The 16,150-nt window shown below is 61.2% G+C and carries 14 protein-coding genes, 1 other RNA gene and 1 pseudogene; 4 read left to right on the plus strand and 12 right to left on the minus strand.

Features of this window, described 5'->3' with window-relative positions; genetic code table 11:
- Window positions 1-151 precede the first annotated feature (151 nt).
- Genes AC2YB9_RS13900 through AC2YB9_RS13915 form a run of 4 tightly spaced genes read right to left on the minus strand, consistent with a single transcriptional unit; the run spans window position 152 to window position 3,685 of the window.
- Complete coding sequence (locus AC2YB9_RS13900) at window positions 152-1,132, minus strand: alpha/beta hydrolase (protein ID WP_487265932.1); 981 nt, start codon at window positions 1,130-1,132, stop codon at window positions 152-154.
- Between the two features lie 26 nt (window positions 1,133-1,158).
- Entirely contained in the window at window positions 1,159-2,853 is a 1,695-nt protein-coding gene (locus AC2YB9_RS13905) for a DEAD/DEAH box helicase (RefSeq protein WP_487265933.1), read from the minus strand.
- Window positions 2,843-3,112 carry a DUF3039 domain-containing protein gene (locus tag AC2YB9_RS13910; RefSeq protein ID WP_487265934.1) on the minus strand — a complete coding sequence of 90 codons (270 nt, stop codon included), beginning with the start codon at window positions 3,110-3,112 and terminating at the stop codon, window positions 2,843-2,845. The genes AC2YB9_RS13905 and AC2YB9_RS13910 overlap by 11 nt, the downstream gene beginning before the upstream one ends.
- A 24-nt stretch (window positions 3,113-3,136) precedes the next feature.
- A complete protein-coding gene (locus AC2YB9_RS13915; protein ID WP_487265935.1) occupies window positions 3,137-3,685 on the minus strand; it encodes a YqgE/AlgH family protein in 549 nt (182 codons plus the stop codon).
- A gap of 17 nt (window positions 3,686-3,702) precedes the next feature.
- Here AC2YB9_RS13915 and AC2YB9_RS13920 point away from each other — a divergent pair, with 17 nt between their 5' ends.
- A complete protein-coding gene (locus tag AC2YB9_RS13920) occupies window positions 3,703-4,467 on the plus strand; it encodes a MerR family transcriptional regulator (RefSeq protein WP_487265936.1) in 765 nt (254 codons plus the stop codon).
- A gap of 91 nt (window positions 4,468-4,558) precedes the next feature.
- Here the strand turns inward: AC2YB9_RS13920 and AC2YB9_RS13925 are convergent, their stop codons facing one another.
- Window positions 4,559-5,059 carry a hypothetical protein gene (locus tag AC2YB9_RS13925; RefSeq protein ID WP_487265937.1) on the minus strand — a complete coding sequence of 167 codons (501 nt, stop codon included), beginning with the start codon at window positions 5,057-5,059 and terminating at the stop codon, window positions 4,559-4,561.
- A gap of 150 nt (window positions 5,060-5,209) precedes the next feature.
- Between AC2YB9_RS13925 and AC2YB9_RS13930 the strand changes: the two genes are divergently transcribed.
- Window positions 5,210-5,881 carry a TetR/AcrR family transcriptional regulator gene (locus tag AC2YB9_RS13930; RefSeq protein WP_487265938.1) on the plus strand — a complete coding sequence of 224 codons (672 nt, stop codon included), beginning with the start codon at window positions 5,210-5,212 and terminating at the stop codon, window positions 5,879-5,881.
- Window positions 5,882-5,901: 20 nt separating this feature from the next.
- Here the strand turns inward: AC2YB9_RS13930 and AC2YB9_RS13935 are convergent, their stop codons facing one another.
- The 3 genes from AC2YB9_RS13935 to ssrA all read right to left on the minus strand — a co-directional run bounded on the left by AC2YB9_RS13935 (window position 5,902) and on the right by ssrA (window position 7,815).
- On the minus strand, window positions 5,902-6,918 hold the full coding sequence (locus tag AC2YB9_RS13935) for a DUF3048 domain-containing protein (protein WP_487265939.1): 1,017 nt from the start codon (window positions 6,916-6,918) through the stop codon (window positions 5,902-5,904).
- 84 nt (window positions 6,919-7,002) lie between these two features.
- Window positions 7,003-7,275, minus strand: a complete 273-nt coding sequence (locus AC2YB9_RS13940; protein WP_487265940.1) for a 4a-hydroxytetrahydrobiopterin dehydratase — start codon at window positions 7,273-7,275, stop codon at window positions 7,003-7,005.
- Between the two features lie 170 nt (window positions 7,276-7,445).
- Window positions 7,446-7,815, minus strand: a transfer-messenger RNA (tmRNA) gene (ssrA, locus tag AC2YB9_RS13945).
- A gap of 238 nt (window positions 7,816-8,053) precedes the next feature.
- Here ssrA and AC2YB9_RS13950 point away from each other — a divergent pair.
- Both AC2YB9_RS13950 and AC2YB9_RS13955 read left to right on the plus strand, forming a co-directional pair.
- Complete coding sequence (locus AC2YB9_RS13950) at window positions 8,054-12,589, plus strand: ATP-dependent helicase (RefSeq protein ID WP_487265941.1); 4,536 nt, start codon at window positions 8,054-8,056, stop codon at window positions 12,587-12,589.
- Window positions 12,582-12,809 (plus strand): annotated as a pseudogene (locus tag AC2YB9_RS13955) (DNA-formamidopyrimidine glycosylase family protein); the annotation flags it as partial. The gene AC2YB9_RS13950 and the pseudogene AC2YB9_RS13955, both read left to right, overlap by 8 nt.
- A 117-nt stretch (window positions 12,810-12,926) precedes the next feature.
- On the opposite strand, the gene AC2YB9_RS13960 reads toward AC2YB9_RS13955, so the two are convergent.
- The 4 genes from AC2YB9_RS13960 to AC2YB9_RS13975 form a co-directional block, all read right to left on the minus strand.
- Entirely contained in the window at window positions 12,927-13,232 is a 306-nt protein-coding gene (locus AC2YB9_RS13960; protein ID WP_487268664.1) for a hypothetical protein, read from the minus strand.
- Window positions 13,233-13,371: 139 nt separating this feature from the next.
- On the minus strand, window positions 13,372-14,259 hold the full coding sequence (locus AC2YB9_RS13965; protein WP_487265942.1) for an amidohydrolase family protein: 888 nt from the start codon (window positions 14,257-14,259) through the stop codon (window positions 13,372-13,374).
- A complete protein-coding gene (smpB, locus tag AC2YB9_RS13970; protein WP_487265943.1) occupies window positions 14,260-14,751 on the minus strand; it encodes an SsrA-binding protein SmpB in 492 nt (163 codons plus the stop codon).
- A gap of 27 nt (window positions 14,752-14,778) precedes the next feature.
- A complete protein-coding gene (locus tag AC2YB9_RS13975) occupies window positions 14,779-16,074 on the minus strand; it encodes a peptidoglycan DD-metalloendopeptidase family protein (RefSeq protein ID WP_487265944.1) in 1,296 nt (431 codons plus the stop codon).
- Window positions 16,075-16,150: the final 76 nt, after the last annotated feature.

Genomic DNA, 16,150 nt, shown 5'->3' on the forward strand with positions numbered 1-16,150 from the left:
CATCGAACTTGCCGCAACTGTAATTGGCCAGAAGTGGCGATACTTCTTCGTGATTGACATACGACTCCCGTCAGGTTCCGCTTGTCAAGTCAAACGAGACATCTGTCCAAAAGTCACGGATTCGGAAACGAGCGGCTCCCCTTGTCTGGTTTCACGACGTACCGGAGCGCTCATCAGGCGCATCCCGTTTCACCGTCGACACGATCTCATCGAGAGCACATTTGGCAGCTGGCATAACGCCCGGCAGGCTCAAAAACCCGTGAAATAGACCGCGATATTCGGTGTATTCGACGTCGACGTCAGCGGCGCGCAGCACGCCGGCATAGCGGGCGCCATTGTCGAGCAGCGGGTCGAGTTCGGCGGTCTGGATCAACGCTGGCGCAATTCCGGTATGCGAAGCAGCTCGGATCGGCGATGCACGCCAATCCTCCGTCCCGTACTCATCCCCCAAATACAGATGACCGTAGGCGCGCATGTTGTCCGAGGTCAGTACGGGGGCATCGGCGTTGCGGATCTCGGAGGGCCACTTGTCGTACATTTCAACGCCGGGATAGACCAAAATCTGTCGACGCAATGTCGGTGCCCCTGCATCGCGGGCCAGCAGCGCCACCACGGCAGCCAGATTGCCGCCAGCGCTGTCGCCCATGACCGACATCTGCTCAGCATCGATCCCGAGTGATGCTGCATTTGCGTGCAGCCATGTCGTAGCGGCCCAGCAGTCCTCCAGCCCGGCGGGAAACAGGTGCTCGGGAGCTAAGCGATAGGCAACCGAGGCGACGACGACACCAGCACGGACCGCGATCCGACTGCACGCCCATTCGGACTGCTCAACATTGCCGCGGACCCAACCGCCGCCATGGAAGTTGACGACGACCGGCAGGCCAACGGCCGGTCCCGCCGGTCGATAAAAGCGAATTGCGATGTCGCGGCCATCGACGCCGATCACGCGATCTTCAATCTGCGCTGCCGGGTCCGCCGTACCGAAGATCCAGCGGCCGATCCTCGACTTTTGCAACTTAAGCCGCTTGGCCCGCAACGTCGGGAAATCAGCATCTGGAGAGGTCACCGATGATGTGCGCCGTTCGATCGCGCCGAACAGCCGGGTACGTAGTGCCATCTGCGAATCCACCATGTGTTCTCCTCTGAACTGACATTGGCTCAACCTGAGGCGCGGACCGCCCAGCTTCTTACCTTGTCGATGCGTTCCTGCAGTTGCTTGGCACTTGCTTGGGCCGACGGCGGCCCGCCACAGGCGCTACGCAGCTGATTGTGAGTGACACCGTGCGGTTGGCCCGTGCGGTGGTGCCACGCACCGACAAGAGCATTGAGTTCACGGCGGAGTTCGCTGGAGCGCTCGAATGCCGACTTCTCCACGATGACCGGCTTCGAACTCTTGCTAGCCCGTCGACTGCGCGCGTGGCGCAGAAGTTCAGCAACTTGAGATGGCTCCAGCAGGCCCGGTATGCCGAGGAAATCTAACTCCTCCTCGCTGCCGGGCGCCACAACGCCTTCATGTCCGAACTCACCGCCGTCGTAGAGCACTCGGTCGAATGACGCATCGCTGCCGAGCGCTTCGAAGTCGCCGAGTTGATCAGCGGCCGATTCGGATTCTTGTGCCCTGGCAAGCATGTCCGCTTCGGCGGCGAACAGATCGTCCTCGTCCTTGATCGCACGCCCGATCACGTGATCGCGTTCCTTTTCGAGGTCGCTTGCCAAACCCAGCAGGGTCGGAACGCTGGGCACAAAGATCGACGCGGTTTCGCCCTTGCGACGGGCACGAACGAAACGACCGACCGCCTGAGCGAAAAACAACGGTGTCGCAGTCGTCGTGGCATAAACACCAACCGACAGGCGCGGGATGTCGACGCCTTCACTAACCATGCGCACGGCCACCATCCAGCGGCCTTTGCCAGCGGAGAACTTCTCGATTCGCGCGCTTGAGCCAGCCTCGTCAGAAAGGACGATGACGGGCTTTTCACCGGTGACCTCCGCGAGTGTCTGGGCATAGGCGCGGGCTGAGATCTGATCGCTTGCGATGACGAGGCCAGCCGCATCGGGGACGTGCCGGCGTACTTCATCGAGCCGGCGATTGGCCGCAGACAACACGGCCGGAATCCATGCGCCGTGTGGATCGAGCGCGGTACGCAGCGCCTGGGCCGTGATGTCCCGCGTCAGCGGTTCACCGAGACGGGCGGCAATCTCGTCGCCGGCACGAGTACGCCAACGCATCTCACCGGAGTAGGCCATGAACAGGACGGGGCGAACTACTGAATCTCTGAGCGCCGCGCCATAACCGTAGGAGAAATCGGCCACGCTGGTAACGGTGCCGTCGGAGGCCGGTGCGTAGGTCACGAAAGGAATCGGATTGTCGTCGGACCGAAAGGGCGTTCCAGTCAGAGCGAGGCGGCGGGTAGCCGGTTCGCAGGCTTCTTGGACAGCATCGCCCCAGGCCAGCGCATCACCAGCGTGGTGGACCTCATCGAGAATGACGAGGGTGCTGCTTCGTTCGATGCGAACACGGAAGGCGATTGGATTTGCGGCCAGGCCCGCATACGTGACAGCAAAGCCAAGGAAGTCCTTGCCAAGGATGCCGCGGCCGTTCATCGTCGGATCGAGGCTGATGCCCATCCGCGCGGCCGCATGCTCCCACTGAGTTTTCAGATGCTCGGTCGGGGTCACAACCACGATCCGCTGCACGACCCGCCGATGCAGAAGATCGGCGGCGATCGTCAACGCGAAGGTCGTCTTGCCGGAACCGGGCGTTGCGACCGTGAGGAAGTCACGCGGTTGCGTGCGCTGATAACGCTCAAACGCCTCACGCTGCCAGGCCCGGAGGGACTGGCTACTTGTCACCCGAGGAGTCTCCGTCGTCGCCGGGTTTCATGGTGGACCATATTTCTTTGCACTCGGGGCACACCGGATAGCGCTTCGGGTCGCGGCTCGGTACCCATACCTTGCCGCACAGCGCGATCACGGAGGTCCCCATGACCATCGCTTCGGTCAGCTTATCCTTGGGGACGTAATGCGAGAACTTTTCGTGATCGCCGTCCTCCGTGCGCATGTCAGTGCGCTCGTCATAGACCGTCTGAGTGCCACTACCGAAGAATCCCACGTGTCGATCCTAACCGTTCGTCGTTCAGTTCGAGCTGGGGTCTTCAGGGAATGTCGCCCAGAATCTCAGTTCACCATCTTGGCGCCGCAATACATCACTCCACAGCGCGTCAGGGGTGGGAGAACTGAGGTCGCTAGCCTGCGCATCCACGACAATCCACGACCCGCTCGCCAACTCACTCTCCAGCTGCCCCGGATCCCACCCGGCATAGCCTGCGAAGACTCGCAACACCGAGAATTCCCCGGCAACCGGTATCGGCCCGTCCAGATCGACAAGTCCGAACCGGCCGGCCGTACGACGCCAGCCCACCGGCGGGCGCTCACTGCCGAGCACGCCTACCGCGAGCGCAGAGTCCATCGCGACCGGCCCGCCGTCAAAGAGACACTCCGGAGGGCTCACGAGTCCGGCCCATTCGGGCAGGATGTCTTCGACATCGGATTCGAGCGGATGATTGACAATCACGCCGAGCGCACCAGCCGCGTCGTGGTCGAGCATGTAGACAACAGCGCGCCAAAACGGCCCTCGCTCGATGGCCGGCGTCGCGACTAGCAGTCGACCGCATACAGACTCCATGCCTCTATGATGCCCACATGTCTGACAACCGGCCGATATTGACTGAATTCACCATCGATGAACTTGCCGCGCGCGCATCGATGACGGTTCGGAACGTCCGAGCCTATGCTGGTCGCGGGCTCATCGGCGCGCCACGTTTAGCCGGTCGAACCGGCTATTACAACAACGAACATCTCACACAACTCCAGCTCATCCGCACGTTTTTGGACCACGGCTACACGCTGACGGCAATCGAGCAATCGATGTTGAACAATCCGGCCGCCAATGCGGGGCACGTGTTGGACCTACTGGCGCTACTGCATCAGCCCGCCAGCGAAGAGGTGCCTGAGGTTATGGCACGGGACTCGCTCGCTGCCCTCGCTGGTGTCACCCGCGACGATGGCCTGATCGACTCCCTTGTTGAACTCGGGTTGGTCGAATGGGTCGACGATGACCAGGTCACGCTGGTGAAGCCAACGATCGTGCGGGCCGGGGTTGCCGCTTCGGCGATGGGCTTGGCGCCGGAAACGATCATGCGGTTACTACCGATGCTCAACCAGCACTTGGGCGCGGTGGCCGATGCTTTCGTCGAGCGCGTACGTGTCGAGATTTGGCAACCATTTGTCGACAGTGGCATGACAGAGCAGGACTGGCCGCGGATCATTCAGGTCATTGAGACCTTGCTTCCCGTGGCAAGCCAAGCTGTACTCGGTGTATTCCGCGGCGAGATCGCACGCGCCATCGACACCGCGATGGGCGAGCAAATTGAAGCGTTCGAGGCCACGAACCGCCCCGCACCCTGAACCCAAGCCCCGCCGCGTGGCAGGAACCTGCGCTCAAACGAGCATTTTCGGGCCATCTGCGTGCCACTCGGCGGGGTCGAGAAATGCCAGGTTAGGCCGTGAGTGCTGCCCGGATCCGTGTAACGAGGCTCGCGGGCGAATCGGGGATCTGTTCGGGATAAACCATCGTTGCGACCGCTTCATCCTTGATCTGCTTGCCGAGATCGGCCAACGCAGCATGATCGGGCGAGATACCGGCCGCGCGAGCCAAGCGGCGATGCTCTGCGACGAATGCCGGCTGCAGTTCGTCCGCATCAGCCTGGTCGTCGAGCAGGTGCCGCAACGTGGGTCGGTCGAGCGCGGCACTCTGCCAGGCGCCGATCGTCGCGTCTTTCAGGCTGCTGTCGCCAAGAAATGCCGACCGGTCGATCTGCCCGTTGAGCTGCTGAGTCCAGATCATCTGAGCATCGCACAGTAGGTCTGCAGCCATGATTTCGGTGGGTCGATCGAGTGCTGAAAGCAGGCTCGAGACACTTTCACCGCGATGCGCATCGGCGATAGCCAGCACCTCGTGAAGTATTTCCTTGCGACGGTTGTAAGTATTCCAAGTCATGGGCTTTTCCTTTCAGTTCCGTCCTTGCTGGGGAACTGCGGTTACATACCGCGAGTACGTACTCTCAGTATGTAACCCACTGAGAGTTTATACAAACTCTCGGTATGTGATGGCTGCCACGCACGCGAGTTGGGCCGTAGACTCCACACCATGACCCCCGCTGCAAAAGTCCTGCGCGCGGCGCGAAAGACCGGCCGCCGCCAGGAATATTCGTCCAGTACCAAGCGCGCGCTCCTGGACAACGCCACCACGCTCTTCACCGATCACGGCTATGCCGGAACCTCACTCGACGAGGTCGTTGCCGCAGCGCGGGTCACGAAGGGGGCGCTCTACCACCACTTTGCCAGCAAACTCGCTTTGTTCGAAAGCGTCTTCATGCGTATCCAGGAAGATTCGCTCAAGAAGATTGAGAAGTCACTGCGAGCGTCGAAAGACCCATGGGAACGCGCCCAACTCGGGCTCCAGACCTTCCTCGAGATCTGTGAGGAGCCGTCATACCGCCGGATCTGCATCCAGGAAGGGCCGGTTGCTCTCGGCCATGAGCGCTGGCGCGAGGCCGAGAAGGAATACTCTTACGGCCTTGTCGAAGGCATCATCAAGGACCTCCTGGCATCGCTCGGCGGCGCCGATGATCTGGTCGAAACATTCACCCAGTTGTTTTATGGCGCGATACTGTCAGCGGGCAATTACGTCGCTGACTCCGATGATTCCGAGGATGCGGTCGGCAAAGTCCTTGCTGCGATCACAGCAATTCTCGCCGGGCTGCAACTGCTCCCGTCGATTGATACGTCATTCTTGGAAGCCGCTGAAGAGGCTGAATGACAGCCGGCTGAGCCGCACTCTCAACCGAGGCTGACCGATCCGCCGTCGCGCGGGATCAACTCAATCCAGACGTGCCCGGGATCAAGTTCGACCGGCGCACCGGTCGAGTCAGTTAACGTAATCTGCCGATCATCGGCAGTTTTGTTCCATTTACCTTTGACCACGGTGTCGCCGCGCAAGATGGTGGCATCGCCGGAACCTTCAAATACGGTTTCGGGCACCGGATTGCCAGCCGGATCGCGATAGCCTGCATCGGCCACCCGCGCGGACAGCACGAGCAAGGTGTCGGCCCGGAAGTCCTGCCCGGGTGCGGCGTGAGAGTTGACGCGCGTCCACGTGCCGTTCTTAAATGCCCAGCGGGTCGTGGTCGAGTTGGAGAAACGCACTGTCGCGGACTTCGCGGTTTTGGCCGCCGTCCCAGCAGTTGCTCCCGCGCTTGGAGTTGCTGCGGGCTTAGTCCGGAACGGAAGATAGTTCTGTGTGATCGACTTTTTCTTGGCTTTGGCAGCAACCGTCTTGAGATTGATCAGGCGGTTGTAGGGCCGCATCTTGGCCGGGTCGCTGCTGAACCCGGGTGCGTCGTGGTCCTCGGACCACACCTTGATGCCGGCGCGCTTGACCCGTTTGTAGGTGCCACCGGCGCCGCCCGACGCCACAATCTGTCCATTGACTGGACCGGCAATGCCGATGTCCGTGGCACGCATCGAGCGCACATGGCCGACTTTGCTCGGCAACTTCGAGTAATAGAGCGCCGCCAACCGGGTAAGACCACCCTCGACAAGCTCCTCAATCACGAGATCTGCCTTGTTTAAAGCATATTGTGGCTGCCCCGCGTAAGTGTTCTCGATCTTGACGACAAACACCGGATTGCTCGGCTGGCCCGACTTCAATTCCAAACCGGTCAACGGCGAGCGCTCGACCAACTTGGCACTTGAGCGTTTGCTGGCGCCAGGGTCGTCCTTCGTTGCGGTGTTCGAGCCGCAGGCAGTGAGCGTCAGAGCCACGGCAGACAGGACAATTAGAGCGCGAAACTTCATGACACCAAGCATGCCGTATGAGCCGATTGCGATCACGTTGGACGCGCGGTCGGCGGCAATCCAAACGCGTGCTGCTCTCCAGTGTCAGATCAGGCTGTCGAGCAGTTGCGCGAGCTCCAGATCCCGCTCAGTCACCCCGTCGGAGTCATGACTGGTCAGGCGTACATCCACCCGGTTGTAGACATTGGTCCATTCAGGATGGTGATTGAGCGCATCAATCCCCGGCGCGGCGGTCACCATAAACTTCATCGCCTGGTTGAAGTCGTCAAACTCGTATGTTTTCGCGATCGCTGAACCATCGATCGACCAACCCGGGGCCAACCGTTCGCGGATGTCGGATTCATTGAGAATAGCCATACCGTCGAGGATAACGCGCAACATGCAATATCGAACCGAACTGCCAAGAGTTTGCCTGGGCGCTGCCGGGATCCCCTACTCCTCGCAAGCTCGGAGCGGGGGCCCACTCGATTCGCTGCGTCTTTAGAAATGACTGTGCCCCCTGCAAAGAGCGCAGGGGGCACAGTCATTTGTGGAGCTGCCGGGAATCGAACCCGGGTCCTCTGGCGTGGAATCAGTACTTCTCCGGGTGCAGTCTGCTAAACGCTTTTCTTAGCCCCGATGCTCACGCAGACATGTCATCGACAGGCTCAGTCACGAAAAAGTCCCGTTGTGGTCCCGTGACGTGACCACAACAGCAAGTCCCCTAAATGAGACTGGTAACTGGGGCGGAGACGCCCCCAGGCCAGCCCTTCGTCATTCTTGCTTAGGCAGCAAGTGCGAAGTCAGTGCGATTAGAATCGGCACTTATAGTTTTCCAGAGATCGTTAAAGAGATAACCCTGGATCCTCTACCCGCTTCTTCTGATTCGAACGACCAAAGTCGAAACCGATCAGCCCCTCTGTAATTTTCAAGTACGGCATTTTCAAATACCGCATTTGCAAACCCCGCGAACGAGGCGTTACTAGTATACAGCGTCGAACGACACTTTTTTATTCCTGACGAGAACGCCCGAGACGGCACCGCCGAAAACCAAAAGCTCCCAAAGATCCAGAGTCGTGGTCCCCGCAGACACTCACGATGTCTGCCTGCTCTGAGTACTACAGCCGATGTCATTCGTGGATGTCAGAATAAATGTATGGCAGCTGTTCCCGACACGTTCGCCCCGGCAACCCGCGAGTGGTTCGGCGCGGCCTTCGCTGCACCCACGCCGGCACAAACTGGTGCTTGGAGCGGCATCGACAGCGGCAGGCACCTCCTCGTCGTAGCGCCCACCGGATCAGGTAAGACACTCGCCGCTTTTCTATCAGGAATCGATCGGTTGATGCGTCGCCCAACCGACCACGACCCTGGCACTCGCGTGCTCTACATCTCTCCGCTCAAGGCGCTCGCCGTCGACGTCGAGCGAAACCTGCGTTCGCCCCTGGTGGGGATCAGCCAGATCGCTGCTCGTCGAGGTGACGCAATGTCACCAGTAACGGTCGGCGTTCGTTCCGGTGACACACCACAGCGCGAACGGCGCGCGATGCTCAGCAAGCCACCGGACATCCTCATCACCACCCCCGAATCGCTCTTTCTCATGTTGACTTCGGCGGCGCGGGAGACGCTTCGTAATGTCCACACCGTGATCGTCGACGAGATCCATGCCGTCGCAGGGACCAAGCGCGGCGCTCATCTTGCGGTTTCACTCGAGCGGCTCGACGACCTGCTCGCGGCGCCGGCACAGCGCATAGGTTTAAGTGCGACCGTCCGACCGCCCGAGGAAGTCGCCCGTTTCCTCGCCGGTCAGGCACCGGTGGACATCATCGCACCGCCATCTGCAAAAACACTCGACCTCCAAGTCGTTGTTCCTGTTGACGACATGACCCAGCTCCCGGCTGCCGCACCAGTGGAAGGCAGTGCGGCAGGCTCTATGAACGAGGGAGCGCAGGGAAGTATCTGGCCGCACGTCGAAGAGGCCATTCTGACTCGGGTTCTAGCGCAGCGCTCGACAATCGTTTTCGCCAACTCCCGCGGATTGGCCGAAAAACTCACGGCTCGCCTCAACGAGCTATATGCCGCACTCACCGGGGAAGAAACCCCCGCAGAGCCGACGCGAGCACCGGCACTAATGATGGGTGGCAGCGCGCAAGCCAGCGGCGCCGCTCCAATGCTGGCACGGGCGCACCACGGGTCGGTCAGCAAGGAGCAACGCACGCTGATCGAGGATGACCTCAAATCCGGTCGGCTGCGCTGCGTAGTTGCCACGTCGAGTCTGGAACTCGGCATTGATATGGGCGCCGTCGATCTCGTCATCCAGGTCTCGTCGCCACCCTCGGTCGCGAGCGGCTTACAGCGCATCGGTCGCGCTGGACATCAAGTCGGTGAAATCTCACGGGGCGTCTTCTACCCTAAAACTAGGCAGGATTTGCTCGCGTCGACCGTCACAGCAGCGCGCATGCAGGCAGGGCTCATCGAAGAACTCGTCGTGCCAGCCAATCCGCTCGACATCCTCGCACAACAAACCATCGCTGCAGCGGCACTCGATGTGCTGGATGTCGAGACGTGGTTCGACACGATCAGACGCAGTGCTCCGTTCGCCCGGCTGCCACGGTCTGCGTACGACGCAACTCTGGACCTCTTGGCCGGACGCTACCCCTCGGACGAGTTTGCCGAGCTACGACCACGACTGGTGTGGGACCGCGAGGCCGGGACGTTGACCGGTCGTCCAGGAGCACAGCGTCTAGCCGTTACGAGCGGGGGAACGATACCCGACCGTGGAATGTTTGCCGTGACCCTCGCAGAGGGCTCCGACCAAGGGGGCAGCCGACGAATCGGCGAGCTCGACGAAGAGATGGTTTATGAGTCGCGCGTCAACGATGTGATTGCGCTCGGCGCGACGAGTTGGCGCGTGCAGGAGATCACCCACGACAGGGTCGTTGTGACCCCCGCCTATGGCGAGCCTGGTCGCCTACCCTTCTGGAAGGGCGACGGGGTAGGTCGTCCCGCAGAGCTTGGCGAAGCGATCGGAGCTTTCGTGCGCGCGCTTTCGGGCGGATCAGCCGAGAACGCCGGCCATCTTGCTGCGCTCGCCGGCCTGGACACCCGCGCCACCGACAATCTCCTCGCGTTCATCTCCGAACAGCGCCGTGCGACGGGCCGTCTACCGACGGACCGCACGCTGGTCCTAGAGCGAATGCGTGACGAACTTGGCGACTGGCGCCTCATTTTGCACTCGCCCTACGGCCGACGGGTTCATGCTCCGTGGGCGTTGGCCGTCGCCGCTCGGATCCGCGAACGTTATGGGATCGATGGCGCTGTCGTCGACAATGACGATGGAATTATCGCCCGCATACCCGACACCGAGTCCGCCCCACCGGGTGCCGACCTCTTCCTGTTCGAGCCCGACGAGCTCACACGTCTCGTCACAGATGAAGTGGCCGGATCGGCGCTGTTTACGTCCCGCTTTCGTGAATGCGCCGCCCGAGCATTACTACTTCCCAAACGCAACCCCGGCAAACGCGCACCGCTGTGGCAGCAGCGACAGCGCTCAGCACAATTGCTCGACGTCGCCCGCGATTACCCCAGCTTCCCCATCATCTTGGAGACGGTGCGCGAGTGTCTCCAAGATGTCTACGACTTGCCGGCGCTGGACCACCTCATTCGTAAGATCGACAATCGGCAGATCACCGTGTTCGAGGTCGAGACCGAAACAGCCTCGCCGTTCGCACGAAGCATGCTTTTCGGTTATGTGGCGTCCTTCATGTATGAAGGTGACAGCCCGCTGGCCGAGCGGAGAGCATCGGCTCTGACGCTCGATGTCAGCATGCTTGCTGAGCTGCTCGGCCGAACCGAGATGCGCGAACTGCTCGATCCCCACGTGCTTGAACAGACCGATCTGGAGCTGCAACGCCTCAGCGACGACCGCAAGGCCAAAGGCATCGAGGGCATCGCCGATCTCCTTCGCCAGCTCGGGCCGCTGAGCGTCGACGAGATTGCCGCTCGAATTGTCGAGGACGCTGGCCAGCAGCAGCTCGACGATCTAGTGGCGAATCGTCGAGCACTCGCACTGATGATCGGTGGTCGAGTGCGCTGGGTTGCGATCGAGGATGCCTCCCGGCTCCGCGATGCGCTCGGCGTGCCACTCCCCGTGGGATTGCCGGATGCATTTCTCGAAAGTGTTGCGGATCCGATCGGCGATCTGTTCTCGCGATTTGCGCGCACCCACGGGCCGTTCACTACCGCCGACTCAGCTGCTCACTTCGGGCTTGGAACTGCCGTCGTGAATGACGTGCTGCACAGACTTGCTCGCTCCGGCCGGCTCGTGCAGGGAGAGTTTCGGCCGCAATCATCTGCGTCGGAATGGGTTGATGCCGAAGTTCTGCGACGATTGCGGTCACGCTCGCTTGCCGCAGCGCGCAAGCAGGTCGAACCGGTCGAACCGGCTGCCTTCGCCCGATTCCTACCAGTCTGGCAAGGAGTCGGTGGGCGACATCAAGGTACCGACGGCGTCTTAGCTGCCGTCGAACAGCTCGCTGGCGTCGCGCTTCCAGCCTCCGCGTGGGAGACGTTCATCTTACCCGCGCGGGTCCGCGGCTATGTGCCTTCGATGCTCGATGAACTCACTGCCGCAGGTGAGGTCGTGTGGGCCGGAGCAGGCGCGTTGCCTGGTAATGATGGATGGGTGAGTCTTCAGCCGACTGAGTTTGCCGGGCCGCGCCGACCCGGACCAGATGAACATTCTGCGCTCGAACAGCAGGTTCTCGCAACGCTTGGGACCGGTGGCGGATTCTTCTTCCGTCAGCTCTCCGATGCGGTCAGCAACCTCGACGACGGCGAACTCGAGATGGCTCTGTGGGATCTCGTGTGGGCGGGCTTGGTTACCAACGACACGCTCGCGCCCCTGCGCACACGCATCGGTTCGCGCGGATCACACCGGCGTGCGCCTCAGCCGCCGCGCGCTCGCGCCGGCAGAATCAGAAACCGTCCGCCTTCGGTCAGCCGTAACGGGCCACCAACAGTTGCGGGACGATGGTCAATCGTGCCGCGGGTCGAGGTCTCCACGACCGCTTATGCTCTGGCCCAGAGCGAGGCGCTGCTGGAGCGGTACGGAGTGGTCACACGTGGGTCGGTCATGGCCGAAGGTATCCCCGGTGGATTCGCTGGGGTTTACCGCGTACTTCGGCAGATGGAATTGTCTGGACGCACCCTTCGTGGCTATTTCGTCGAGACTCTGGGCGGTGCACAATTCACTACGTCCGCGACCGTCGACCGGATTCGCTCATTCGGTGATGTGCCTCGCACCCCGGGCACTGCGCCCGTCGTGACCCTTGCGGCCACCGACCCAGCCAACCCTTTCGGCGCAGCTCTTCCCTGGCCCACGGCGGCCTTGGCAGACTCGACCGCGACCCGGCACCGGCCCGGACGCAAAGCCGGCGCGTTGGTCGTCATCCATGACGGCCGGCTCGTCCTGTACGTCGAGCGCGGCGGCAAAACTGCACTGCTCTTCGATGATGAAGCAGCAGCCCTTACCGCAGTTGCCGTCTCGCTTACCGAAACGCTGCGCACCGGGCGACTGGGCCGGACGACCCTCAGCAAAGTTAACGGGCAGCCGATCTCAACCTCACCACTTGCTGGCGCACTTCTGGAGGCTGGCTTCGAGCCAGCACAGAAGGGCATCCGGTTCCATGCCTGAAGGGGACACGGTCTGGCGAACCGCGCGACACCTACATCAAGCGTTCGCTGGTTCGCTGCCGACGCGCACCGATTTCCGTGTGCCGAACTTTGCAACCTACGACCTGACCGGGCAACGGGTCGACGAGGTCGTGAGTCGAGGCAAGCACATTCTGATGCGAGTCGGCGATCATACGATTCACTCGCATCTGAAGATGGAGGGTTCGTGGCACCTCTACGCGCGGGGCTCGCGCTGGCGACGGCCTGCTTTCCAAGCACGCGCTGTTTTGGAAAACGCGGATCAGCAAGCGGTTGGTTTCTCGCTCGGAGTGCTGGAGATCGTTCCGCGCGCCGCCGAGTCATCGGTCGTTGGTCACCTCGGCCCCGACCTCCTGGGCGCCGACTGGGAGCCCGACGAAGTCATTCATCGGCTGTTGAAGAATCCATCGCAGCCCATCTTTGTAGCGCTGCATGACCAACGAAATCTGGCTGGTCTCGGGAATGAGTACGCCAACGAGTTGTGCTTCCTCAACGGTTTGCTTCCCACCAGGTGCGTGGATCAGGTTTTCAACTTGGAGCGCGTCATTGAGCGCGGGCGGCGGTTGATCCATGCCAATCGGGACCGCGTACAGCGCAGCACCACCGGCGACCTTCGCCGGGGTCAAACACTTTGGGTGTTTGGACGTGACCGGCAACTGTGCCGCCGCTGTGGCACGCCGATTCTGGCTGGCTCGTTGGGTCGGACTGCCACTGAGTTACGCAACACGTTTTGGTGCCCGAATTGTCAGCACTGAGTTCAGCGGATCAAGTACCAAAAAGCCGTGCGGAGTTGTTCCAGAGCACATCGCGCAGCCAGTCGTCGCCAAGATTGAGGCCGATCAAACCTTCGACCTGGTGCGCATAGTCGTACGGAATGTTCGGGAAGTCCGAACCCAGCAAAATTTTGGTCTGTAGCTCGACGAGCCGGGGACGCAATTCGGGTGCCGCCGCCGGATCCGATTCGAAGAATCCGGTGAAGGCCATGGTTGTATCGAGCCGGACGTTGTCATAATGGTCAGCAAGATCCATGAACGCCGCCACCTCCGGTGCGCCCATGTGGGCAATGATCAGTGCCAGGTCAGGGTGCCGTGTGAGGACATCCGCAACGCCAGCAGGCCCGGTATGGGCGCCCGCCGCGGGACCAGACCCCGCGTGCAACACCACCGGCGTGCCACTGTCGGCCAGCGCGCCCCATACCGGCTCCAGCAGCGGATCGTTCGCGGCAAAATTACCGACCTGCAGATGCGCTTTGAAAACTTCAACACCGGCATCGATCAGCTCGGGAACATAGTCGGCAGCCTCCGGCTCGGGGAAGAATGTGCCCGAGCGTAGGCAATCGGGTTTGTCAGCGGCGAAAGCTAGCGTCCAATCATTCATAAAACCGGCGATGCCCGGCTTGTGCGCATAGGAAAGCGCCGAGAACTTCTTGATGCCCATGGCGCGCAGTGTCTCAACGCGTTCGTCGTCACTCAACCGGTAAGTGATCGGCCACAGCCGGCCGAGCAGCGGGCCAGCGGAGTCGAAGTAGGCCCAAACCTTACGGAGGATCTCCGGCGCCATGAAATGCACATGAACATCGAACAGTCCCGGCAGGCCGAGCTCCTCGATGACTCCTAGAATGTCTCCGTCGCGGAGCGGAGTCGCCCCCGACATCTAATTGATTCCCTTGACTCGACGCCCAAGCTCGCGCGTGGCCTCGCGGTTAGCTTGACGTTCGGCCAGCGCGTGCCGCTTGTCGTATTCCTTCTTGCCGCGCGCGACCGCGATCTCAACTTTGGCGCGACCATCCTTGAAATAGAGCGACAGTGGGACGATCGTTGCTCCCTTGGCGTCAACCTTGCGCGAAATTTTGTCGATCTCGGAACGGTTGAGCAGTAGTTTGCGTTTTCGCCGCGTCGAATGATTGGTCCAAGTGCCGGCCGCATACTCAGGAATATGGACGTTGAGCAGCCAGATCTCGCCATTTTCGATATCGCCGAAGCCGTCGACCAGCGAGGCCCGGCCAGCGCGCAGTGACTTAACTTCGGTACCGGTCAGGACCAGCCCGGCCTCGTAAGTGGCATCAATGTGGTAGTCGTGGCGCGCTTTGCGATTCTGCGCGACAAGCTTCTGGCCACGTTCCTTGGGTGCTGAGTCCTTGGGCATGCTGACATTGTCCCATCACCGCGGGGCTTACAGCCAACCCATCGGATTCACGGTACGGCCGTTGACAATCACCATGAAGTGCAGGTGGCAGCCGGTCGAATAGCCGGTTGTACCCGAGTAAGCGATCACTTGGCCGCGACTAACGTGTTGGCCAGCCCGCGCGACGAAGCGTGACAGGTGGTTATAGGTCGTGACGACGCTTTTACCGCGCATGATGCCGTTGTTGAGGATGACCCGATTGCCGTAACCCGCGTTGTAGTAGGTCTGCAGGACCCGGCCCGACGCCGCTGCTTTAACGGGGGTGCCGCAGGAGACACCGAAGTCGGTGCCGTCATGCAGTTTGTACCGATGCAGAACCGGGTGGAAGCGCATGCCGTACTGCGACGTGATCGGTCCGTTAGCAGCAGGGGAGAGCGTGCCACCACCATCACCACCGGCAGAGCCACCGCCGCCACCGCCACCGCCACCGGAGTTGGCTTTGGCCCTAGCGCGAGCGAGTTCTTTCTTGGCGAGGGCGCGCAGGCGTGCCTCAAGACTGCCGCGTTCGCTCTCGAGTGCCTGGAGCTGCCTAGCGTCGTCCTGCTTAGCGGCCCGCGTCGATTTTGCGGCCGTCGAACGGGCGCCAACCAATTTGTTCACCTGGTCGGTTTGGGTCTCCGCTTGGTTTCTGAGTTTGGTCCGCACCAGCAGGTTGGCTGCCGCCTCCGCGCGCTTGGCAGCGACCTCATCGCGCAATCGCTTTACTTTGTTCTTGTTGAGCGTCAACAAGACCTTTTTAGCCGCCAACCGCTGCATCGTGGCAAGTTGTGCATCGCCGACCGAGTTGTTCAAGTTGATCTGTTCGGAGAATGTCGACGGACTCACGCCGCGCAGCAACTCACCGAAGGCGCGTAGTCCTCGATCCCCATCCTGCAAGGACTCGACCGTGAACTGTTGAACCTCGGCTTCCGAGGTCTGCAAGGATTTTTTCCCATTGGCCAGTTCGACTTGGGCCTGTTTCAAGGACGCTTGGCTCCGGATCAACGCTGCTTGCATCGTCGCATCCCGAGCATGCGCGACGGCCAATTCACCCTTGGTATCACTCAGATGAGACTGCGCAGCATCAAGACTTGCCTGCGCCTTCTTGAGCGCGGCCGCAGCAATTGCGTAGGTCTTACTCGAACTCTCCAAGTCTTTCTTGGCGCTGCCAATCTTTCCGCTAACCCGATCTTTTTTCTTCTTTAGATCAGACTTCGAGTCGGCCGTGCCCGGGCTCGCGAAAGCAGCCACCAGGGCGCAACTGAGTACGGCGGCAACCAACGCTTTACGCGTAGTGAAATACATGACCTCGACCTAAATGGGGGAAGATTCTCGAAGAGAACTGTCGAAAGGTTTATGAAATTGTGACCTGTGTGACTGG

The sequence above is a fragment of the Aeromicrobium changchenzhani genome, assembly GCF_057586615.1.